Annotated in this window: 17 protein-coding genes, 1 tRNA gene and 1 pseudogene; 8 read left to right on the top strand and 11 right to left on the bottom strand. The window is 70.1% G+C overall.

Annotated elements, in window-relative coordinates:
- Positions 1-149 precede the first annotated feature (149 nt).
- The 5 genes from AC1RS9_RS05940 to AC1RS9_RS05920 all read left to right on the top strand — a co-directional run bounded on the left by AC1RS9_RS05940 (position 150) and on the right by AC1RS9_RS05920 (position 5,846).
- The gene (locus AC1RS9_RS05940; protein WP_062256031.1) at positions 150-1,070 is read left to right on the top strand and encodes an ABC transporter ATP-binding protein; all 921 of its coding nucleotides are present in this window, start codon (positions 150-152) and stop codon (positions 1,068-1,070) included.
- Between the two features lie 166 nt (positions 1,071-1,236).
- Positions 1,237-2,085, top strand: coding sequence for an ABC transporter permease (locus tag AC1RS9_RS05935; protein WP_074040176.1), 849 nt, complete (start codon positions 1,237-1,239; stop codon positions 2,083-2,085).
- 106 nt (positions 2,086-2,191) lie between these two features.
- On the top strand, positions 2,192-3,400 hold the full coding sequence (locus AC1RS9_RS05930) for a sensor histidine kinase (protein ID WP_006943976.1): 1,209 nt from the start codon (positions 2,192-2,194) through the stop codon (positions 3,398-3,400).
- 55 nt (positions 3,401-3,455) lie between these two features.
- The gene (locus tag AC1RS9_RS05925; RefSeq protein ID WP_062256035.1) at positions 3,456-4,064 is read left to right on the top strand and encodes a response regulator transcription factor; all 609 of its coding nucleotides are present in this window, start codon (positions 3,456-3,458) and stop codon (positions 4,062-4,064) included.
- A 60-nt stretch (positions 4,065-4,124) separates the two neighbouring features.
- Positions 4,125-5,846 carry an AMP-binding protein gene (locus AC1RS9_RS05920; protein WP_074045732.1) on the top strand — a complete coding sequence of 574 codons (1,722 nt, stop codon included), beginning with the start codon at positions 4,125-4,127 and terminating at the stop codon, positions 5,844-5,846.
- A 117-nt stretch (positions 5,847-5,963) separates the two neighbouring features.
- Here the strand turns inward: AC1RS9_RS05920 and AC1RS9_RS05915 are convergent.
- The 6 genes from AC1RS9_RS05915 to AC1RS9_RS05890 all read right to left on the bottom strand — a co-directional run bounded on the left by AC1RS9_RS05915 (position 5,964) and on the right by AC1RS9_RS05890 (position 11,477).
- Positions 5,964-6,037 (bottom strand) — tRNA-Thr (locus tag AC1RS9_RS05915).
- A 181-nt stretch (positions 6,038-6,218) separates the two neighbouring features.
- Positions 6,219-7,784: an alpha/beta hydrolase gene (locus tag AC1RS9_RS05910; RefSeq protein ID WP_492920813.1), complete on the bottom strand. Its 1,566-nt coding sequence runs from the start codon at positions 7,782-7,784 to the stop codon at positions 6,219-6,221.
- Positions 7,785-7,807: 23 nt separating this feature from the next.
- Positions 7,808-8,989 carry a DNA polymerase III subunit delta' gene (locus AC1RS9_RS05905; RefSeq protein WP_062256042.1) on the bottom strand — a complete coding sequence of 394 codons (1,182 nt, stop codon included), beginning with the start codon at positions 8,987-8,989 and terminating at the stop codon, positions 7,808-7,810.
- Positions 8,986-9,792 (bottom strand): dTMP kinase, encoded by an 807-nt coding sequence (gene tmk / locus AC1RS9_RS05900; RefSeq protein ID WP_082740423.1) that lies wholly within the window; start codon positions 9,790-9,792, stop codon positions 8,986-8,988. The genes AC1RS9_RS05905 and tmk overlap by 4 nt, the downstream gene beginning before the upstream one ends.
- Positions 9,793-10,028: 236 nt before the next feature.
- On the bottom strand, positions 10,029-10,796 hold the full coding sequence (locus tag AC1RS9_RS05895; RefSeq protein ID WP_062256044.1) for a MerR family transcriptional regulator: 768 nt from the start codon (positions 10,794-10,796) through the stop codon (positions 10,029-10,031).
- A gap of 33 nt (positions 10,797-10,829) precedes the next feature.
- Positions 10,830-11,477: a hypothetical protein gene (locus AC1RS9_RS05890; protein ID WP_115296945.1), complete on the bottom strand. Its 648-nt coding sequence runs from the start codon at positions 11,475-11,477 to the stop codon at positions 10,830-10,832.
- Between the two features lie 95 nt (positions 11,478-11,572).
- On the opposite strand from AC1RS9_RS05890, the gene AC1RS9_RS05885 reads away from it, so the two are divergent.
- On the top strand, positions 11,573-12,136 hold the full coding sequence (locus AC1RS9_RS05885) for a dienelactone hydrolase family protein (RefSeq protein WP_115296944.1): 564 nt from the start codon (positions 11,573-11,575) through the stop codon (positions 12,134-12,136).
- A gap of 61 nt (positions 12,137-12,197) precedes the next feature.
- Here the strand turns inward: AC1RS9_RS05885 and topA are convergent, their stop codons facing one another.
- Entirely contained in the window at positions 12,198-15,020 is a 2,823-nt protein-coding gene (gene topA / locus AC1RS9_RS05880; RefSeq protein WP_115296943.1) for a type I DNA topoisomerase, read from the bottom strand.
- A 314-nt stretch (positions 15,021-15,334) separates the two neighbouring features.
- Here topA and AC1RS9_RS05875 point away from each other — a divergent pair, with 314 nt between their 5' ends.
- Positions 15,335-16,147 (top strand): dioxygenase family protein, encoded by an 813-nt coding sequence (locus AC1RS9_RS05875; RefSeq protein WP_259878681.1) that lies wholly within the window; start codon positions 15,335-15,337, stop codon positions 16,145-16,147.
- Between the two features lie 104 nt (positions 16,148-16,251).
- Here the strand turns inward: AC1RS9_RS05875 and AC1RS9_RS05870 are convergent, their stop codons facing one another.
- A complete protein-coding gene (locus AC1RS9_RS05870; protein WP_006943956.1) occupies positions 16,252-17,805 on the bottom strand; it encodes a DUF7059 domain-containing protein in 1,554 nt (517 codons plus the stop codon).
- A 69-nt stretch (positions 17,806-17,874) separates the two neighbouring features.
- Entirely contained in the window at positions 17,875-18,213 is a 339-nt protein-coding gene (locus tag AC1RS9_RS05865) for an STAS domain-containing protein (protein WP_492920808.1), read from the bottom strand.
- 164 nt (positions 18,214-18,377) lie between these two features.
- Here AC1RS9_RS05865 and AC1RS9_RS05860 point away from each other — a divergent pair, with 164 nt between their 5' ends.
- Complete coding sequence (locus AC1RS9_RS05860; RefSeq protein WP_144694275.1) at positions 18,378-20,918, top strand: DEAD/DEAH box helicase; 2,541 nt, start codon at positions 18,378-18,380, stop codon at positions 20,916-20,918.
- A gap of 93 nt (positions 20,919-21,011) precedes the next feature.
- Here the strand turns inward: AC1RS9_RS05860 and AC1RS9_RS05855 are convergent.
- Together AC1RS9_RS05855 and AC1RS9_RS05850 are read right to left on the bottom strand one after the other, a co-directional pair.
- Positions 21,012-21,515 (bottom strand): annotated as a pseudogene (locus AC1RS9_RS05855) (Rv3654c family TadE-like protein); the annotation flags it as partial.
- The gene (locus tag AC1RS9_RS05850; protein WP_038569562.1) at positions 21,512-21,832 is read right to left on the bottom strand and encodes a TadE family type IV pilus minor pilin; all 321 of its coding nucleotides are present in this window, start codon (positions 21,830-21,832) and stop codon (positions 21,512-21,514) included. The gene AC1RS9_RS05850 and the pseudogene AC1RS9_RS05855, both read right to left, overlap by 4 nt.
- Positions 21,833-22,005: the final 173 nt, after the last annotated feature.

Below are 22,005 nucleotides of genomic sequence, written 5' to 3'. Positions count from 1 at the left end.
TCACGCGCGATCTCGCGGTGAAGCGTGACCCCTGAACCGCCGATACTGACGGCCGGCCGCCGCCGCAGCGTCGACTCGTGACACTTGTCATGGCGCGGTCGTGACGTCCGCCCGAGGCCCGCTCCGCCCACCGCGACGAGGCTGGAGGCATGAACAACGCAGCCATCACCCTCACCGGCGTGACGAAGACCTTCCCCGGCAAGCACGGGCGCGTCGAGGCCGTCCGTGGGGTCGACCTCGAGATCGCGCCCGGCGAGGTCGTCGCGTTCCTCGGCCCCAACGGCGCGGGCAAGACGACGACGATCGACATGATCCTCGGCCTGAGCGAACCGACGACGGGCAACGTCACCGTCTTCGGCATGACGCCGCACGCGGCCGTCGCGCGTGGCCTCGTCGCCGCCGTCATGCAGACCGGCGGACTGCTCAAGGATCTGACGGTGCGCGAGAGCGTCGAGTACGTCGCCGCCTTGTTCCCCGACGCCCGGCCCGTCGACGACGTCCTCGCCACCGCCGGCATCACCGACCTCGCCGACCGGCGCCTCGGCAAGTGCTCCGGGGGCGAACAGCAGCGCGTGCGGTTCGCGATGGCGCTCGTGCCCGACCCCGCGCTCATCGTGCTCGACGAACCGACGACAGGCATGGACGTCAACGCCCGCCGGGCCTTCTGGGAGGCCATCCATGCCGACGCCGCGCGCGGCCGAACGATCCTGTTCGCCACCCACTACCTCGAGGAGGCCGACGCGTGGGCCGACCGCGTCGTCGTCATGCGGGACGGCGAGATCGTCGCCGACGGCTCGAGCAGCGACATCCGCGCAGCGGGCGGTGGCCGACGCGTGAGCGCGACCTGGCCCGACGCGGACATCGCCCTCGTCGAGGCGATCGAGGGCGTCTCGGGCGTCGACGTCCACGGCGACCAGATCGTCGTCCACACGAGTGACAGCGACGCCGTCGCACGCGAACTCCTCACGCGCACAACGGCGCACAGCCTCGACATCACCTCGCGCGGCATCGAGGACGCCTTCGTCGAGCTGACCTCGCCGTCCGAAGCGCGCGCCACCGTGTCCCGCTGACGGCCTTTCCCCCTCACCCCTTCGGGTTCTCACCCTCTCTCGCGCTTCCTCACTTCACCTCTCGCTCCCCATCCCGACCACGTCGGCACCCTGTTCTCTGCGTGCAGATGCACCCGGGTGCATTTGCACGCAGAGGACGAGCGCCCCTCTCGAAAGCAGGTCTGCCATGTCCACCACGACGAGCACCTTCACCCCGCGTCTCGACGGCGCGCCCCTCGACCCGTCGGAGCGTCGAGCGCCGCGAGGCAGCGGCCTCAACGCCCGCGTCATGGGCCTGGAGCTGAGGCGGGTGCTGCGCAACAGGCGCAGCTTGATCTTCACGCTCATCTTCCCCATCGCGATGTTCTTCTTCGTCGCGAGTTCGATCTCCGAGGGCGATCAGGTGATCGGCAACGGTGTGGTCGCGAACGTCAACGCTTATCTCATGGTGAACATGGCGCTGTACGGCGCGATCATGGCGGCCACCAGCGCCGGCGCGAGCGTCTCGATCGAGCGCGCGGCGGGGTGGTCCCGGCAGTTGCGCCTGACGCCTCTGCAACCGGTCGCGTACATCGTCATAAAGATGATCGCCGCGATCGTCATGGCGCTCATCGCCGTCAGCGTGACGTTCGCGGCCGGTCTCGGTTCGGGCAAGGCGCACGCCGACGTGCTGTCGTGGCTCGAGGCGGGCGCCGTCATCGTCGCGGGTTCGCTCGTGTTCGCGGCGCTCGGGTTGCTGCTCGGATACCTGCTGCCGAGTGATTCCGTCATGCAGATGCTCGGTGGGCTCATGGCCATCATGTCGATGCTCGGCGGCATCTTCTTCCCGATCAAGGACGGCTCGACGTTCGATCACTTCGCCCAGTTCACGCCGATGTACGGCATCGGCAAGCTCGCCCAGTGGCCGCTGTCGCTCACGACGTCGGGCGGTCACGGCAGCTTCCACCTCGTGTGGGCGCTCAACCTCGTCGCGTGGGGCCTGCTGTTCATCGGTGGCGCCGCCTGGAGCTTCCGTCGCGACACGGCGCGCGTGTGAGCAACGCGTACCCCGACGCCCGGTGCCGGATCGAGACTCTGCCGGCCAGCACGGCGGCGTGCACGATCCGCCACCAGGCCCGTGCGACCCGGATAGGTTGGGCCACGTGAGCCCGCGACGACCCGCCCTGGCCTGGCCTCGAGAGCAGGCCCGCACCCGCAACGTCGGCGCCCGGCGCGCGCGCACCCGCGGCATGCTCGCCTGGTTCTGGGTCGTGTTCTGGCTGATCTTCCTCGTGCAACCCGTCACGGAGAACATCGCCGACGGCGGCCGCCGCACCGCCGGCGCCCTGCTGCTGCTTGCGGGCGCGGCCGTCTATGTCCCCGTCATCGCGGCGACGATGCGTCGGCTCTGGAGCGGCACCCCGCGCACCCGCTCGACGCAGGCCGTCGTCGCGACGTCGGCGCTCGTCGTCGCCGCCTGCATGCTGAGCGCAGCGCCCCTCATCGGCCAGGACGCCTTCGCACTGTTGCCGTATTCGCTCGTCATCTTCATGCTCGGGATGACGCCGCTGCTCGGCGCGGCGCTCGCGCTCAGCGTCGTCACGGCGACGGCGTCGCTCAGCCACGCGCTCACCGGTTCGTCGCTGCAGCCGGGCCTGCTGTTCGCGGCCGTGGCGTCGGGGCTGGCCTCCGGGCTCGGCGCGTTCTCGGCCGAACGCACACGCGACGCGGAAGCGGCCCGCGAGGATGCAGCGCTGCTGCGCGTGCAGGACGAGCGCAACCGGATGGCGCGCGATCTGCACGACATCCTCGGTCATTCGCTCACCGTCATCACGATGAAGGCGGAGCTCGCGGGCAAGCTCGTCGACGTCGATCCCGAGAAGGCGAAGACGCAGATCGCGGAGCTCGAGCAGCTGGCGCGCGGGGCATTGGCCGACGTGCGCACGACCGTCTCGGGGTATCGCGAGATGTCGCTGTCGGGCGAACTCGCCCGGGCGAGAAGGGCATTCGCCGACGCCAGTATCGCCGTCGACCTGCCCCGCCACGTCGACGACGTCTCCCCCGACCTGCGTGAACTGTTCGCCTGGGCCGTGCGCGAGGCGACGACGAACGTCATCCGCCACGCGGGCGCCTCGCACGTGACGATCGCTCTCTCCCCGACGCGTCTGAGTGTGCGCGACGACGGTCGTGGCGCTGCTGCGAACGCCGGCGACGGTAACGGGCTCACGGGTCTGCGCGAACGCGCCGCGGCCGTCGGTGCCGTCGTCGAGACGCGCAGCGACGACGGGTTCACGCTGGACGTGTTGACGCGTGATGCGCCGGCCTCGGGCACCGACGACGGCGCAGCTGCCGGGCGACGGGGCGTCGAGTGAGGCGCGCCTACGCAGGTGGATTCGCCCTGCGGGGAACGACGACGAAAGGCCGACCATGACGATCCGACTTCTCATCGCTGACGATCAGGCGATGGTGCGTGGCGCGCTCGCGGCACTGCTCGATCTGGAGAGCGACCTCGAGGTCGTCGCCGAGGTCGGGCGGGGTGACGAGGTGCTCGACGCGTGCCGCGAGCACGCGCCGGACGTCGTCCTCATGGACGTCGAGATGCCCGGCATGGACGGCCTCGAGGCGAGCGCCGCGCTGCGTCAGGCGCTGCCCGCGGTGAAGATCCTCATCGTCACGACGTTCGGTCGGCCCGGCTTCCTGCGGCGCGCGATGCAGGCGGGGGTGCAGGGGTTCGTCGTCAAGGACACCCCGGCGACGCAACTCGCCGACGCCGTGCGCCGCGTCCACGCGGGCCTGCGTGTCGTCGACCCGCAGCTCGCCGCCGACAGTCTCGTGTTCGGCGAATCACCGCTGACGGCACGCGAACTCGACGTCCTGCGCGCCGCCGCAGCCGGCGGCACCGTGGCCGATATCGCCCGCGCCGTGTTCCTGTCGGAGGGCACGGTGCGCAACCACCTGTCGTCAGCCATCGGCAAGACGAGCGGACGCACTCGCGCCGATGCCGTGCGCATCGCGCAGGAGAACGGGTGGCTGTGAACGTGACCCACTTCACACGTACCACGCAGTAACCGGGCTCGCATTCGGCAATGTCGTCCCATGACGACCAGCGCCTCCAACCTCTCCCCCACCGAGGCCTACCGCGCCGCGCGCGACTCACTCCTCGAGCTGCTTGGACGCCATGACGACGCTGTGGCGACGTTCACGTGGCCCGATGTCGGCGACCGCTTCAACTGGGCGATCGACTGGTTCGACGCCGTCGCGCGCGGCAACCACCGCACAGCCATCGTCATCGTCGAGGAGGACGGCTCGTCGCTCGAGGTGACGTACGACGAGATGGCGCGCCGCTCCGACGCCGTCGCCACGTGGCTCGCAGAGCAGGGCGTGAGGCGCGGTGACCCTGTCGTCCTCATGCTCGGCAACCAGATCGAACTGTGGGATCTCCTGCTCGCCGTCATGAAGCTCGGCGCGATCATCATGCCGACGACGACGGCCGTCGGGCCCGCCGATCTGCGCGACCGCATCGCGCGCGGCGGGGTGCGGCACGTCGTCGCCAACGCGGGCGACGTCGACAAGTTCTCGGGCGTGCCGGGGGAGTACACGCGGCTCAGCGTCGGCGCGGCGGACGGGTGGTCCGACCTGCACGGGGCGTATCGCCGCGTCGGCGACGTCCCGCCCACCGAGCACCCGGGCACCGCGCCGGGCGATCCGCTGCTGTACTACTTCACCTCGGGCACGACGAGTCGCCCCAAGCTCGTCGAGCACACGCAGGCATCCTACCCGATCGGTCACCTGTCGACGATGTACTGGCTCGGTCTGCGCCCCGGTGACGTCCACCTCAACATCTCGAGCCCGGGATGGGCGAAGCACGCATGGTCGTGCTTCTTCGCGCCGTGGATCGCCGAGGCGACGATCTTCGTCTACAACTACACGCGCTTCTCCCCCGCCGCCCTGCTGCAGCAACTGCGCGCCCGCGAGGTGACCACGTTCTGTGCGCCGCCGATGGTGTGGCGCATGCTCATCAACGCCGACCTGACCGGTGGGCGCGGCGCGCTGCGCGAACTGATCGGCGCGGGTGAACCGCTCAATCCGGAGGTCATCACGCAGATCGAACGGGCGTGGGGCCTGACGATCCGCGACGGCTACGGCCAGACGGAGATGACGGCCGCCGTCGGCAACACGCCCGGCTCGGCGGTGAAGCCCGGGTCGATGGGACGCCCGCTGCCGGGCGTGCCCGTCGTCATCGTCGACCCGCTGAGCGGCGAACGGCTCGACGGCGCCGGTGAGGGCGAGATCTGCCTCGACCTCGCCGCCCACCCCCTGCCACTCATGACGGGTTACCTCGGCGACGAAGCCCGTAACACCGACGCGATGGCGGGTGGTTTCTACCACACGGGCGACGTCGCCGCGATCGACGACGAGGGGTACATCAGCTACATCGGGCGCACCGACGACGTGTTCAAGGCGAGCGACTACAAGATCAGCCCCTTCGAGCTGGAGTCGGTGCTCATCGAGCACCCTGCCGTCGCCGAAGCGGCGATCGTGCCCGCCCCCGACGCCGTGCGACTCGCCGTCCCGAAGGCGTATCTCGTTCTCGTCGAAGGCGGTTCGCCGGACGCGGTGACCGCCGAGAGCATCTTCGCCTTCGCCCGCGAGCGCCTCGCGCCGTGGCAGCGCGTGCGCCGACTCGAGTTCGCCGAACTGCCCAAGACGATCTCGGGCAAGATTCGCCGCGTCGAACTCCGCGGTCGTGAGAACGACCTCGCCCGCGACGAGGTGCGCCCCGACGGCGAGTTCCGCGACGACGACTTCGAGCACTGACCTGCGACGGACGGCACGGCGCTCGCCGCGGTGCCGGTGCTTGTCGTGGGCGGGCCGTATCGTCGGCCGGGCCCGGGCACGCGAAAGGCCCCCGAATCTTCGGGGGCCTTTCTTCGGAGCCGCTTGTCGGAATCGAACCGACGACCTTCTCATTACGAGTGAGACGCTCTGGCCGACTGAGCTAAAGCGGCAACCGCTGATCGGATATCTCCGGCAGCGAGGCAAAACTTTACACGAGCGGCGCGGGGGGCGCCAATCCCGCCCGCTCGCTGGCCCCAGGGGGCACCAACCCCAGCAGCCGCGGCGCCTCCCCATGGTTGGGCGCCTACGGCGGCTCGGTGCGCCCGGCGTAGGACGCGCCGTCAGCCCGATTCAGCAGGTGGTCTTCTTCGCAGGATCGGAGCCGTCGACGAGGTAGTGGTCGACGGCATCGTCGACGCACTGGGAACCGCGCCCGTAGGCGGTGTGGCCGTCACCGTCGTAGCTGATGAAACGGCTGTTCTGCAGTTCACCGGCGAGGCGTTCGCTCCACTCGTACGGCGTCGCGGGGTCACGGGTCGTGCCGAGGACGACGATCGGCGCCGACCCGGCAGCCTTCACCTCGTGCGGTCTGCCCGTGGTCTTGACCGGCCAGTCGGAACACACCGCGCCGGCCCACGCCATCTGCCGGCCCCACGTCGGCGCCTTCTTCGAGAACGCCTCCGCGTCCTTCTCGTACTCGGCCACGCCGCCGGTCGGCGCCGGGCGATCGAGGCACGTCACGGCGTTGAGCACCTGCATCATGTTGCTCTGGTACGTGCCGTCGTCGTTGCGCTCGGCGTAGCTCTTGCCCGCGCTGAGCAGCTGCGTGCCGTCACCACCGAGTGCGCTGCGCACCGCCTGCGTCAGCTCACCCCACTTCGCCTGGTCGTAGAGCGACGCGGCGATTCCGTTGATCGCCCAGCCCTCCGTCAGGGTGCTGAGGCGCTTGTCGCCGCTCGCCTTGATGGGTTTGGCGTCGAGGCCGGCGAGCCAGGTCTGCAGCTTCTTCTTCGCGGACGCGGCATCGGACCCGAGCGGGCACTTGCCGCCCGAGACGCAATCGGCGAGGTAGGCGTCGAGCGCCTTCTCGAAGCCGGTCGCCTGCCCCTCGTTGATCTGCTGCATCGTCAGATCGGGCGGCAGGACGCCGTCGAGCACCATGCGCCCGACGTTCTTGGCGAACAGGTCGGCGTACGTCGCGCCGAGCATCGTGCCGTACGACTTGCCGAGGAAGTTCAACTTCTGCTCGCCGAGAGCCGCACGCAGGACGTCCATGTCCTTCGCGACCTCCTCGGTGCTGACGTGGCCGAGCAGCGGGCCGGCGTTCTTCTTGCACGCGTCGGCGAGCTTCTTGTCGCCGGCCAGCAGCGCGTTCTGCTCGCTCTTGTCGTCGGGTGAGGGGTCGGAACCCATGAACTGATCGAGCGTCGCGTCGTCGACGCACGTGATCGCGGCCGAACGCTGCACACCGCGCGGGTCGAACCCGACAATGTCGTAGCTGTCGCGCACCGACTTGCTGACGATCTGGTCGGCCGCCGCGGCATAGTCGACGCCCGAGCCACCGGGGCCGCCGGGGTTGACGACGAGTGAGCCTTTCTTCGTCCCCGTCGCCTTCAGGCGGTTGACGGCGACCTCGATGCTCGGGCCGCTCGGCTTCGCGTAGTCGATGGGCACGCGCAGCTTCGCGCACTCGCCATCGTCGCAGCTCTTCCAGTCGAGCTGCTGCGTGTAGAACGCACTGAGCGGACCGGTCGCGGCCGTTCCTGCGGCCGACGAGGCGGACGCAGCGCCGCCGCCCGATGAGTCCGACGACGCCGACGAGGTGGGAGACGACGTGCTGCACCCACCGACGGCGAGCATCGACGCAGCCGCGAGCGCGGCCACCTGCGTCAGGCGCGAGCGCGCGATGTTCTTCACGGGGCGACTCCTATCCGGCTGCCTCATGAGGGCAGTTCGAGCGAGATGCACATGGCTTCGAGGGCCAGCAGCGGGGGGACGTTGGCGGCGATGCGCTCACGCGCGGTGCTGATGGCGTCGAGCGCGAGCAGCAGCCCTTCGGGGGTGAACGCGCGCGCGAGCCGGCCGACGTCGTCGACGATGTCGGCGTTCACGAGCGGCACCGGATCGCCCCAGCGCACCACGAGCGCGTCGCGATACATCGAGGCGAGATCGACGAGGGCGCGGTCGATGACGTCACGACCGAAACGCGTCGCCCGCGTCTTCTGCTCCTTCTCGAGCTGGTTGATCGCCGAGCGCACGTGGGGCGGCTGCGTGCGCGCGCTCGGGTCGGCGCCGAGCTGCTCCATCAGCTTGGCCTTCTCGGCGGCGTTGCGCTCCCCCGACGATGCACCCGACTCGTCCTCGGCGATCGAGGCGAGATCAGCTGCCGCCTTCATGGCGTCGCCGAGCCCGCGGATACGCAGCGCGAGCAGGATCGTCTCGCGCCGCCGGATGCGCGCCCCCTCGTCACGCGCCAGGCGCCGCGCGATGCCGATGTGCGACTGCGCCGCGCGTGCCGCGTACGCCGCCATGGCGGGGTCGACGCCGTCGCGGCGCACGAGCAGTTCGGCGACGTCGTCGGGCGGCGGGATGCGCAGGCGGACGTGGCGTGAACGGCTGCGGATCGTCACGATGACGTCCTCGACGCTCGGCGCGCACAGCAGCCACACGGTGCGCGGGACGGGTTCTTCGAGCGCCTTGAGCAGCGCGTCGGCGGCGCGTTCGGTGAGACGGTCGGCGTCCTCGATGACGATGACGCGCCAGCGCCCGACCGTCGGCGACGACTGCGCCTGCAACGCCAGATCGCGCGCTTCGCGCACCTGGATCGTGAGGCCGCTCGTCGAGACGATCTGCACGTCGGCGTGGGAGCCGTCGATCGTCGTCCGGCACTCGCGACACTCCCCGCACCCGCCCTGCGGGCACTCGAGCGCGGCAGCGAACGAGCGAGCCGCGTTGGAACGGCCCGAGCCGGGCGGGCCGGTGATGAGCCACGCATGCGTCATGCGACGGGCGTCGCCGACGGCCTCGCTCAACGTGCGCACCGCCTCCTGTTGACCGACGAGATCACGCCATACGCCCTCGCCGACGCCCGGCACCCGGCGGGTCGTCGCGACGTCACTCATGAGGGGCCGCCTGATGCGCGCGTCGTGCCGCTCTTGAGGAGCTGTTCGAGTCGTGTGCGGACGGCGGCGGTGAGGTCGTCGCGCGAGCGACCCGCGTCGAGGACGAGGTAGCGCGCCTCGTCGCGCGCGGCGAGGCAGAGGAAGTGCTCGCGCACGCGGGTGTGGAAGTCGTCGGCCTCACGTTCGAGCCTGTCTTCGGCACCGCGCGCGCCGCGACGTTCGCGCGCGACCTCGGGCGAGACGTCGATGAGCACCGTGACGTCCGGCGTCAGCCCGCGCGTCGCCCAGCGTGAGATGGACTCGACGTCGTCGGCGGCCAGCGCACGACCGGCGCCCTGGTAGGCGATCGAGGAGTCGATGTAGCGATCCTGCAGCACTACCGCACCGCGCGCGAGGGCCGGTCGCACGAGCGTCTCGACGTGATGCGCCCGATCGGCGGCGTAGAGCAGGGCCTCGGCGCGCGACGCGACGTCGTCGCCATGGAGCAGGAGCCGCCTGATCTCCACGCCCAGCGGGGTACCGCCCGGTTCACGCGTGATGACGACCTCACGGCCCAGTTCACGCAGCCACGCAGCGGCACGCTCGATCTGCGTCGTCTTGCCCGCGCCGTCACCACCTTCGAACGTGACGAACAGCCCGTGCGCGGCCACGTCGGCCGCGACCTCGTCGCCGGCTGCGGTGCTGACACTTGGTGCGCCCTTGGTGTTGGCGTCGACATCTGCGACGGCGTCGGTCGTGGCGTCGCTGATGACGTCACTCGAGGCGCGCAGCGTTTCGACGTCGAGGCGCAGGTCGTCGGGCATGGCGCTCACCCTACCCAGTGCGTCCGACAACCCCGGAAACTCGCAGAAATCGCCTGCTGGGGAGCGTCGCTGGGCCACCGTACGGGGTCGCGACAAGCGCCGCCTGCCAGCTGCGCGACTTTTGCGCATCTGCACGAGGAATATGCGGCACATTCCTCGTGCAGATGCACAAAAGTCGGGCAGCGGTCCACGCCCGCCGGCAGCACGGCCCCGGCGAGAGGGACGCGTGTCGACCGTCAGCCCCGGCTGTCACAGTAGGCGGCGATCACCTCCGTGACGTACGCGGCAAGGCCGGGCTCGACGTCGTCGTAGGTCTGCGCGAAGCGTGGGTCGGTGCTGTACATGGCGCCCATCCCCCGGAGCATCGGCAGAGGCACCGGATTGAACCAGCGTTCGATCTGGTCGCGGTGCGCCTGAACTGCGGCGTCGGCCTGCGCGCTGCCGGGTGCCGCGCCGTCACGCATCGCCGTGGCGAATGCCGCCAACACCTCGTCCGACTCGGCCTTGATGCGATGCCAGGTCGCCTTGTCGTAGCTCTTGGCGCGGCGCCGGGATTCTGCGAATTCCTCCGTCCCACCCCAACGCTGTTGCGCCTCGACGTCGTACGCCTCGTCGTAACCGGTGCCGAAGATCTCCTTCATCTCGGCGCTGCTGATCTGATATTTGCTCATGGTTGCCTCCGATGTGAGTGCGGTGTCGATCGCGTCGACCAGCGCATCGAGCTCGTCGCGCCTGGCCATGACCGCTTCCCTGTGCTCGACGAGGAGTGCCGCCAGCACGGCCGGTTCGTCGAGCGCCTCGGCGATGTCCGCGAGCGGCATCTCGAGGCGCCGTAGCAGCACGACCCGAGCGAGGCGTTGCACGTCCGCCGGCGTGTACAGCCGGTATCCGTTCCAGCCACGTTCGCTCGGACGCACGAGCCCGATCGCGTCGTAGTGATGCAGCGTGCGGACGGTGACGCCGAAACGTGCCGCCACCTGCCCCACCGTCAGTTCGTCGGTCATGACCTCACTCCATCGCCTCACGTCACGTCAGGGTCAAGGTTCGCGCCGAAAGACCTCTCGCAGGCAGGCGCGCGCGCCAATCATCCCGGTTTCGATGTCCTCGTCGCGCTCGTCGCGACCGTTCACCGCAGCGGCCCCGGGCAAGTCTGGCACCGTCGCCGGGTCGCGCGAGAGCAGAGGCCGTGCGATGAGCATGATGAACATCGGCGTCAACGTGACGAACCAGATGCAGAAGCCGATCAGGGTCGTCGCCGACCAGAAGAGCCCGCCACCGGCCCAGTCGCCACCGAACACACCGAACGAGAGCATCGCGAGAAAGCCGTAGACGCACGGCGTCGCCGCGCCCCACAGCACGAGCGAGAACTGCCGCGCCCCCATGTTGAGCCCCCGTGTCAGGTGCAACGACCACGCCGCGAGGCCCCACGCAATGACGGCGCACGGCAGCGCCAGCGCCAGCCCGGCGTCACTCAGCCAGTTCGCGGGCGAGTAGGCATCGGCAGGGCCGCGGACCCAGGCGACGGCGACAGCGACCGACGAGACGACGAAACCCGCCGCCACAGACCCCACACCGATGACGGCGGCCCGCCCGCCCGTGTGCCACACGGACGTTCGCGACCCCGAAAGCGAGCCGGCGCTCGACGCGCCCGCCCCCGTCATTCCTGCGCCGAGCATCTTCGCCATGATGTCTCTCCCGGTCGTCCTGCCGCGCCCATCGGCGCCGCATCTCTCACCCATCCTCGCATGTTTTGAACACGTTCAAGAACGACACTGGGACCATGGCTCACATCGTCCTGTTCCACTCAGCGCTCGGCCTGCGCACGGCCGTCCTCGACTTCGCTGACGCCCTGCGCGGGCTCGGCCACGTCGTCGTCACCCCCGACTACTACGACGGGCACGTGTTCGTCTCGACCGACGACGGGCTCGCCCACCGCGACGCCGTGGGCGTTCGCGCCCTCATGGATCGTGCGCGCACGGCACTCGACGACGCGCCCGCCGACGCCGTCCTCGCCGGTTTCTCGCTCGGCGCGTTCTTCGCTCAGGCGTTCGCGGCGAAGCGGCCCGACGCGCGTGCCGCTGTGCTCCTGCACAACGTCGAGGCGCCGCGCGACGGAACATGGAACGGCGTCCCCGTCCAGGTGCATCGCCATGCTGTCGACCCGTTCATCAGCGAACCCGACGTCACCGCGCTGCGCGACGCCGTCACCGCCTCGGGCGCGCCGTTCGACGACGTCGTCGTCGTGCCCGGCGAAGGCCACCTCTTCACCGACCTCGCCACCCCTGACGGGGACGCCGCCGCATGCGACGCGAGCATCGCCGCGTTCGACGCGTTCATCCGCTGACAGACGATGCCCCAGCTCGAGCAACGCTCGAACCGGGGCGTCATGACGCTGCTGCGAGTCGTCAGGCCTTCTTGGCCGTCGTCTTTTTCGCAGCGGTCTTCTTCGTCGTCGTCTTCTTGGCGGCGGTCTTCTTCGTCGCAGCCTTCTTCGTCGACTTCTTGGCGGCCTTCTTGCGCGTCGAGGGGCCCTTGGCGCGCTTCTCGGCGAGCAGCTCGTAGGCCCGCTCGGCCGTCAGTGTCTCGACGTCGTCGTCCTTGCGCAGCGTCGCGTTGGTCTCGCCGTCGGTGACGTACTCGCCGAAGCGGCCGTCCTTGACGACGACGGGCTTGCCGGACGTCGGGTCGGCGCCGAACTCCTTGAGCGGCGGCTTCGCGGCGGCGCGGCCACGTTGCTTCGGCTGGGCGTAGATCGCCTCGGCCTCCTCGAGCGTGATCGTGAACAGCTGCGCCTCGTTCTCGAGCGAGCGCGAGTCGGTGCCCTTCTTGAGGTACGGCCCGTAGCGCCCGTTCTGCGCGGTGATCTCGATCTGCTTCGTCGTCTCCGTGCCGTCTTCGGCCGTCGCCTTCTCTTCGACGACGCCGACGACGCGCGGCAGCGATAGCAGCTTGAGGGCGGTGTCGAGCTCGATCGTCGCGAGATCCATGTCCTTGAACAGCGACGCCGTGCGCGGCTTCGGCTTCGCCGCCTTCTTCTTCGGCTTCTCACCGTCGGCAGGCGTCACCTCCGGCAGCACCTCGGTGACGTACGGGCCGTAGCGTCCCGACTTGGCGACGATCTCGTGGCCCGACTCGGGGTCGGTGCCGAGGACGCGGCCGTCGTCGTCGGAGGCGTCGAGCAGCTCGCGGATCTTCGCAGGCGTCATCTCGTCGGGCGCGATGTCGTCCGTGATCGACGCGCGCCGCGGCTTCTCGCCGACCTTCTCGGGGTCGAAGCCCTCCTTGACCTCACCCGTCGCCGGATCGATGCCGTTCGGCACCTCCTCCTCGACGTACGGCCCGTACCGCCCGACGCGCACGACGAGACCCTCGCCGATCGGAATGGTGGAGATTCCGCGTGCGTCGATCTCGCCGAGGTCGTCGACGAGTTGCTTGAGGCCCTCGGCCGACTCACCCTCGTCGCCGAAGTAGAAGCGCGTGAGCCAGGCCGCGCGCTCCTCGTCACCGGCGGCGATGCGGTCGAGCCCCTCCTCCATCGAGGCGGTGAAGTCGTAGTCGACGAGGCTGGGGAAGTGCGTCTCGAGCAGGTTCGTCACCGCGAACGCGAGCCATGTCGGGATGAGCGCGCTGCCGCGCGTTCGCACGTACCCGCGATCCTGGATCGTGCCGACCGTCGCGGCGTACGTCGACGGGCGGCCGATGCCGCGCTCCTCGAGTGCCTTCGTCAGCGTCGCCTCGGTGTAACGCGCGGGCGGCGACGTCTCGTGCCCCAACGCCTCGGCGCGCAGCACGTCGAGGCCGACACCCTCGGACAGCTTGGGCAGGCGACGCTCGCCGTCATCGTTCGAGTAACGATCGGCGTCGCGGCCCTCCTCGTAGGCGGCGAGAAAGCCCCGGAACGTGATGACGGTGCCGCTCGCCGAGTACTCGGCGCGCTTGGCGATACCCGAACTCTCGACCCCGACGGCGACCTTCACCGACGCCGTCGAACCTTTCGCGTCCGCCATCTGCGAGGCGACGGTGCGCTTCCAGATCAGCTCGTACAGCGCGAACTCGGTGCCGCGCAGCTCACCGGCGACCTGGGCGGGCGTGCGGAAGCGATCACCGGCCGGGCGGATCGCCTCGTGCGCCTCCTGCGCGTTCTTCGACTTGCCCGCGTAACGGCGGGGAGCGTCCGGCACGTATTCGGCGCCGTACAGGTCGCGCGCCTGCTGACGCGCGGCGCTGATGGCCTGCTCGGACAGCGCGACCGAGTCGGTACGCATGTACGTGATGTAGCCGTTCTCGTACAGGCGCTGCGCGACGCGCATCGTGTCCTTCGAGCCCAGACGCAGCTTGCGGCTGGCCTCCTGCTGCAGCGTCGAGGTGATGAACGGCGCGCTCGGCTTGCGCGAGTACGGCTTCTCGCTGACGGCACTGACCTCGGCGTGGCCGGCTCGCGTCGCCTCAGCGATCTTCTCGGCCGCCGCACCGTCGAGGTGGCGCACGCCCGAGCTCTTGAGGCGCCCGTCGTCGCCGAAGTCGCGGCCGGAGGCGACCCGCTCGCCGTCGACGCCCGTCAGCTTGGCGGTGAACGCCTGGCTCGACTTCGCCTCGAACTCGCCCTCGACGTCCCAGTACGACGCGGCGCGGAACGCCATGCGCTCCCGCTCACGCTCTACGACCATGCGCGTCGCGACCGACTGCACGCGCCCTGCCGACAGGCCCGCACGCACCTTGCGCCACAGCACCGGCGACACCTCGTAGCCGTAGAGACGGTCGAGGATGCGGCGCGTCTCCTGCGCGTTGACCATCTGCATGTCGAGCTCGCGCGTGTCGTTGACGGCGCGCTGGATGGCTTCCTTCGTCACCTCGTGGAAGACCATGCGCTTGACCGGCACCTTCGGCTTCAGCGTCTCGAGCAGGTGCCACGCGATGGCCTCGCCCTCGCGGTCCTCATCGGTGGCGAGGTAGAGCTCGTCGGCGTCCTTCAGAGCGCGCTTGAGCTCGGCGACCTTCTTCTTCTTGTTCGCGTCGACGACGTAGTACGGCGCGAAACCGTTGTCGACGTCGACGGCGAACTTGCCGTACGGGCCCTTCTTCATGTCGGCCGGCATCTCGCTCGGCGTCGGCAGGTCACGGATGTGCCCGACGCTGGCATCGACGACGTAGTCGCTGCCCAGATAAGACGCGATCTTGTTGCCCTTCGAGGGCGATTCGACGATGACGAGTTTCTTGCCTGACGCCACTGGGGTGCTCCTTCGGTTCGCGCACGGGCCACGGATTCGTCGTCGCCTTCGCGTGCGGTCGTCTAGACCGTACCCGACGGGACCGACAGCCGGTCGTGGGGCAGCGGGAGCACCTCCGTCGCGACGCGGGAGGGGCACCGCGACCCAGACGTGACGGGTCCGGCCGCGTGACGCCGCCCCGGCCCCGCACCCACAGCGCTGCCCTGCACCGACGCCCGAGGGCGGAGCGGAATGTCGAGGACGGCCGAGAGCGGTGTTTCGGCTACTCGAGGACCCACTGGAATAAAGTTGATACGTCAACTAGTTTCGTCAGTATGAGCACCTCGACACAGGCCACCGACGACCGACTCCCCGTCGCCTATCTCAGCCACGGCGCGCCGCCCCTCGCGGACGATGCGACCTGGACCGCCGAACTCGCCGCCTGGGGCAAGGAACTGCCCAAGCCGAAGCAGATCCTCATGGTCTCGGCGCACTGGGAGAATGCGCCCGTCACTGTGTCGTCGACGAGCGGCGCCGGGCTCACCTACGACTTCTGGGGATTCCCGCAGAAGTACTACGAGGTGACGTACGATGCGCCCGCCGCGCCCGAACTCGCCGAATCGGTGGCCCGCCTCGTCGGCACACCCGAGCGGCCCGTGCACCAGGACCCATCACGCGGTCTCGACCACGGCGCGTACGTCCCCCTCGTCGAGATGTTCCCCGACGCCGACGTGCCCGTCCTGCAGATGTCGATGCCGACGCTCGACCCCGTCGAGCTGTTCGAGCTGGGCCGCAAGCTCGCGCCGCTGCGCGACGAGGGGACGCTCATCATCGGTTCCGGGTTCACGACCCACAACCTGCGGTGGTTCCGTCCGAGTGGTGACGCTGACGGCGCCCCGCCAGCGCCGTCGTCGGAGTTCGACCACTGGGCCGCCGAGACGATGGCGAGCGGCGACCTCGACGCGCTGTTCGACTTCATGACGAAGGCCCCCGCCGCCCATGAGGCGCACCCGCGCACCGAGCACTGGGCACCGCTCTACGTCGCGCTCGGCGCCGCCAACCCGGACGGAGCGGCGTCGGCGTCAGCGCAGACCACCGTCGACGGCTTCTGGTACGGCCTGAGCAAGCGCAGCTGGCAGCTGGCCTGACGCCCCGGCCGTACCCAACTGCGATCTACCTCCCCTTCTGCGCTTTTCGTCTACATTCGAATGTGGACGAAAAGCGCAGAAGGGGACAGGGATCACAGAAGTGCTCAGCGCTCGACGCGGGTGAGGAAACCGTTGGCGACGAGGCGCTTCAGCAGCGGCAGCGTGCCGCGGACGGCGTCGTCAGCGGGCACGTCGACGAGCGTTGCGATGGCCTCCAGCGCCGTGCGCGCCGTCATCGATCCGTCGCAGACCGACAGGAACGCGGCGAGCACGGTGTCGGCCTGGATCGACATGCCGAACCCGCCGCCCTGACGGATCATGATGACGCTCGGGTCGCTCGCTCCGGGCTTCGTGTGACGCTCCTCCGTGACGTCCGGCGCGGCCTGCCAGAACGAGTCGAGCACCGCGTCGTCTCCGACACGCGCCATCCACGCCCGCGCGGCGAGACCTGCGTCGATCGTCGGGCCCATGGCGGCGGCGACAGAGCCGCGCTCGTCGAGCAGATCGGTGAACCGGGGACGGGGTTCGGCCGGCCTCTGGAGCGTGATGATGCCGAAGCCGATGCGCTCGACGCCGCGCGCCGCGAAGTCGTCGAGCCAGGCCGAGTACATGGCGTCGTACTCGGGCGACCCGACGGGCGCGCCACCGTCACGCGCCCACAGTTCGGCGTATTCACACGGATCCTGCACCTCGCGCTGCACCACGAGCGCATCGAGGTCGACGCCGTCGAGCCATCGCTCCCAGACGTCTTCGAACGTCTCGCCGTCGCGCATCTCCCAGTTGCCGAGGAACTGTGCGACACCACCGGGTTCGAGGTGGGCGCCGACGTCGCGAACCAGGTTGCGCACGACGGCGTCACCCACCGCACCGCCGTCGCGGTACTCGTACTCGGGCATGCCGGGGCGACGCGGCGTGATGACGAACGGCGGGTTGCTCACGATGAGGTCGAATCGGCGGCCGGCGACCGGTTCGAGCATCGAACCGGCGAGCACCTCGACGTCGAGATCGTTGAGAGCGGCGTTGAAGCAGACGAAGGCGAGCGCGCGTGTCGCGAGGTCCGAGGCGACGATGTGCTCGACGTGGCCCGCGAGGTGCGCGGCCTGAACACCGCAGCCGGTGCCGAGGTCGAGGGCGGTGCGGACGGTGCGTCGCGGGGTCCATCTTGCGAGGGTCGTCGACGCGCCACCGATGCCGAGCACATGATCGGGTTCGAGCACCTGGCCCGTCGCGATCTCCGAGAGATCCGATGCCAGCCACCATGACGACGTCTCGTCGCCGTACGGGCGCAGGTCGCATGTAGCGACGAGAATGCGGTCGTCCCCGTCTCCGCGCATCTGCTCGAGGGTGTCGTCGTCGGCGAGCAGCCCGAGCGCCGTGAGACCGTCGACCCCCGCGGCGGGGAAGGCCGCCTCGATCCGCGCCGGACTCATACGCCCACCGAGCGTGAACAGTGCCACCATCGTCGCGACAGGACTGTCGTCGTCGGCCAGGATGCGGCGAGCAGCCGTCGGCTGTTCGCGGTGCAGCGCGGCCGACGCACTCGGGCCGAGGACGTCGGCGACCGCCTCGACGGTGTAGGGCGCCGCAGCGAGGTCAGCGCGCAGAGCGACGAGCTGATCGCGCGTGGAATCGTCGACGTGAGGGGCCGGGGAAGACATGACCCCAGTATGACGTTGACCTGGTGCACGCCGCCGACCCCATGAGGACCGGCGCGCGCCGGCGGAGCGTCAGGCGCCCGCCTTGACCGCCGCGACGGCGTCAGCGGCGGTGGAATCGATGGTGAAGATCTTCTCGAGGCCGGTGATCTGGAAGTTGCGGAGCAGCCGGGGATTGGTGATGACGACCCGCATGACCCCCTCGAGCATCCGCACGGCCTTGAGGCGGCCCACGAGCACACCGAGGCCGGTCGAATCGAGGAAGCTGACCTCGCTCATGTCGACGACCATCGCCTTGTCACCGGCGGCGAGCACCTTCGAAATGGCGTCCCGCAGAACGGGGGCGGTGTACACGTCGACCTCCCCGGCGAAGGCGATGACGGCGATGCCGTCGTCCCGGCGAAGGTTCACTCTGAGTTCCACGCGGCCCGGGCTCCTGCTGCTCGACGGTTCATCCTGGCGCAGGCGAGGCCTGCTCTCTGGGAATTCAGTTTTGTCACAGGAAGCCGAAAAGTCAATGCAAGTTGATTTCACATTCATCTCCTTCGAGGTGAGATCCAGGGTGGAGGGTGCGCATGAGTTCTGCGGTCACGCGCACTGACGGTGCGGGCCCCGAGCAATGGCTCGACGCGCTGCGTGACGCCGGCACCGGTGGTGTCACCCACGTGCGCACGCGCCCCGCCCGTGAGGCCTCGCTCGCCGAGTGGCCCGACGCGGTGGCGCCTGCGGTTCGAGCTGCGTTCGAGGGCAAGGGAATCCACCATCTGTGGTCGCATCAACGAACCGCACTCGACGCTGTGTTCGAGCGCCGCCACGTCGTCGTCGCGACCGGAACCGCCTCGGGCAAGTCGCTCGCCTACCAGGTGCCGATGCTGACGGCTGCCGTCGACGGCGCCGACTTCGCGCGCCGCCCCGGCGACCCGCCCGTCAGCGCGCTCGCGGCGATCCGCGGAGCCACGACGCTCTACCTCTCGCCCACGAAGGCGCTCGCCGCCGACCAACGCGCGCGCCTCGACGCCCTCGCCATCCCGGGCGCACGCATCGCGACGCTCGACGGTGACACTCCCCCGGACGAGCGACGCTGGATCCGCGACCACGCCGGCATCATCCTGACCAACCCGGATCTGCTCCACCACTCGATGCTGCCCGCTCACGAACGCTGGTCGATCTTCTGGCGCTCGCTGCGCCTCGTCGTCATCGACGAGTGCCATGTCTATCGCGGCGTGTTCGGCGCCCACACGGCCGGCGTCATCCGACGTCTGCGCCGTGTCGCCGCGCGCTACGGCAGTCACCCGACGTTCGTGCTCGCCTCCGCGACCTCCGGTGAACCCGCCGCACACGCCCGCGCTCTGACAGGCCTCGACGTCGACGCCGTCACCGACGACGGCTCGCCGAGCCCAGCCCTGACGTTCGCGCTGTGGGAGCCCGGCCCGCCCCCGGGCGCGGCAGAGGCCATGGGTGAGGCCGTGGCGGCAGCCACAGATGCGATGAGCGACGAGGATGGCGACGCCGCGCGGGATGGCGACGCGGCCCAGGCTGCTCCTGGCTCTGCCCAGGATCGTGGCGCCGCCCAGGAAGGCGGCGCGGACGATGGCCTCACAGTCGAAGACCTCGGGCGTCGTAGTGCCGTCGCCGAAACGGCCGACTTGTTCGGCGAACTGGTCGGGCGCGGCGTGCAGACGCTCGCGTTCGCGCGCTCGCGTGTGGGTGTCGAGGTGATGGCCGACATGGCGCGAAACCGCCTGTGGAACCACGGGTTCGACCCCGACCTCGTCGCTGCCTATCGCGGGGGTTACCTGCCCGAGGAACGCCGCACCGTCGAATGCGGGCTGCGCGACGGCACCCTCGCCGGGGTGGCCGCCACGAGCGCGCTCGAGCTCGGCATCGACGTCAGCGGCCTCGACGCCGTCCTGCTCGCCGGGTGGCCGGGGACGGTCGCGTCGCTGCATCAGCAGAGCGGGCGGGCGGGGCGCTCGGGGCGTGACGCGCTCGCCGTCTTCGTCGCCGCCGACGATCCGCTCGACACCTATCTCGTCCATCATCCCGATGTGTTCTTCGACCGCCCGGTCGAGGCGACCGTCGTCGATCCGAGCAACCCGTACGTGCTCGGGCCGCAGCTCGCGAGCGCCGCTGCCGAACTGCCCCTGACGGCCGCCGACGAGGCTCTCTTCGGCGCGGACATGTGGCCGCTCGTCGAGGCGCTCGTCGCCCAGCGCGTCCTGCGTCGGCGTCCGAGCGGCTGGTACTGGGCGCGCGACGACCGGCCCGGCGACCACGTCTCGTTGCGGGGCGACGGCGGCAGTGACGTGCGCATCGTCGAGTCGCGCACCGGGGCCGTGCTCGGCACGGTCGACGGGGAGCGCGCCCACTCGAGCGTCTTCCCGGGCGCGGTGTACGTCCATCAAGGGCGCACGTTCGTCGTGACGTCCCTCGACCTCGACGACGGCAGTGCGCACGTCGTGCGCGGCAACCCGGGGTGGTCGACGGCGGCTCGCTCCGTCAGCTCGTTCGACATCCTCGAGGAGGATCGGTCGCAGACATGGGGTGCCGTCGGCGTCCACTACGGCACCATTCGGGTGCGCACGCAGGTGACGAGCTTTCTGCGACGGCTGCCCTCGGGCGAGGTCATCGGTGAGCACCCGCTCGATCTGCCCGAGCGCACTCTCATGACGAAGGGTGTGTGGTGGACGGTTCCCGAGGAGCACCTGCTCGACGCCGGCGTGACACCAGAGAGCGCGCCCGGGGCTCTGCACGCGGCCGAGCACTGCTCGATCGGGCTGATCTCGCTCGTCGCGCAGGGTGACCGGTGGGACGTCGGTGGCGTCTCGACCGCGCTGCACCCCGACACGGACATGCCCACCGTCGTCGTCTACGACGCCCTGCCCGGCGGCTCGGGTTTTGCCGAGCGCGCCTACGAACGGGCGGCGACGTGGCTGCGCGCCACGCAGGACGCCATCGCCTCCTGTGGCTGCGAACACGGCTGTCCGGCCTGCATCCAGTCGCCCAAGTGCGGCAACGGCAACTCCCCGCTCGACAAGGCCGGCGCCCTCACACTGCTCGAGTGCGTCCTCGCCGACGCGCCTGACGACGACTCGCGTCGCCTCGAGGGCGGCTGAGGCCGGTTGTCGACCCGTCGAGTGCGGCCCTGACACCGGCGACGGGGGTGCTGACGTCTGTCTGGCCGAGTGGTCTTCGGGCGCGCCGGCGCGGGCGGTCGCTGTCACCTCGTGCCCGAGGGCCGAGGCCCGACGTGCCGTCACCTGCACCCCCGTCGACAGCTCGGTGCAGCTCGCGAGCGTCGCGTCGTTGAGGCGAGCACTGTGCCCGGCGGCCGCGCAGGCGTCCCCTGCCGGCAGGCGCGCTGCGCCGAGCACGACGGACGCACCCGCCAGCGCCGCGTGATCCGCCGCGAGCCTCACGCGCTCGGCGTCGACGGCGATGCGCGCATACGTCGCGACACCCGCGAACAGCGCGACGAGCATCCCGACGACGCCCACCATGACGACGCTCGCACCACCACGCTCGCTCGGAGTCCGAGGTGCGCGCGGATCAGGTGTCCGTGACCTTGCCGGTGTCGGTGTTTGTGTTTGCGCGGACGACCGCGACCACGTCCGTCGACACGCGCGCGGCAGCTGGCGCCACAGATGGGACGGCTGCGACGAACGCGTCGACCCGTGCTGGGGTAGACGCGGCTGTCGGGATCGCCAGATCATGGGCCCTCTTCCTGAGCGGCCACCGCACGGGCCGTGACATCGGGCAGCACCCAGCCGAGGGGCGACGGCGGGCGGGCGACGAGCGAGACCGTCACCCACCCGCCGTCGCGAGCGACGCTCAACGTCGCCGGCACGCCCGTCGCGGCGACGGCGCGACGTACGGCGTCGTCGCCGTCACCCCTGGCGGCCGAACGGGCGGCGACGGAGGCGGCGTTCCACGTCCGATGATGGGTCAACAACAACTGCGTGAGGGCGACGACGAGCGAGACGACGACAACAACGGCGGGCAGCGCAACGGCGAATTCCGCTGTAGCCATGCCTGATTCGTCGACCAACCAACGACGGCGCAACCATGTGGGCAGATTGCATCCCATGGTCGCGGACGCAGGCTTCGTCGACGCCCGACCGGCCGCAGGCCGAGCCGTTCGAGTCGATGGAGCACTCGTCGCCGTGAGCGTCGCCCGCGACGAGGTCGCCCTCGCCACCCCCA

Source organism: Dermacoccus sp. MPR-E5 (assembly GCF_058809565.1).
The sequence above is the reverse complement of the archived record's forward strand: the minus strand, read 5'-3'. Positions and strand labels throughout refer to the sequence as shown.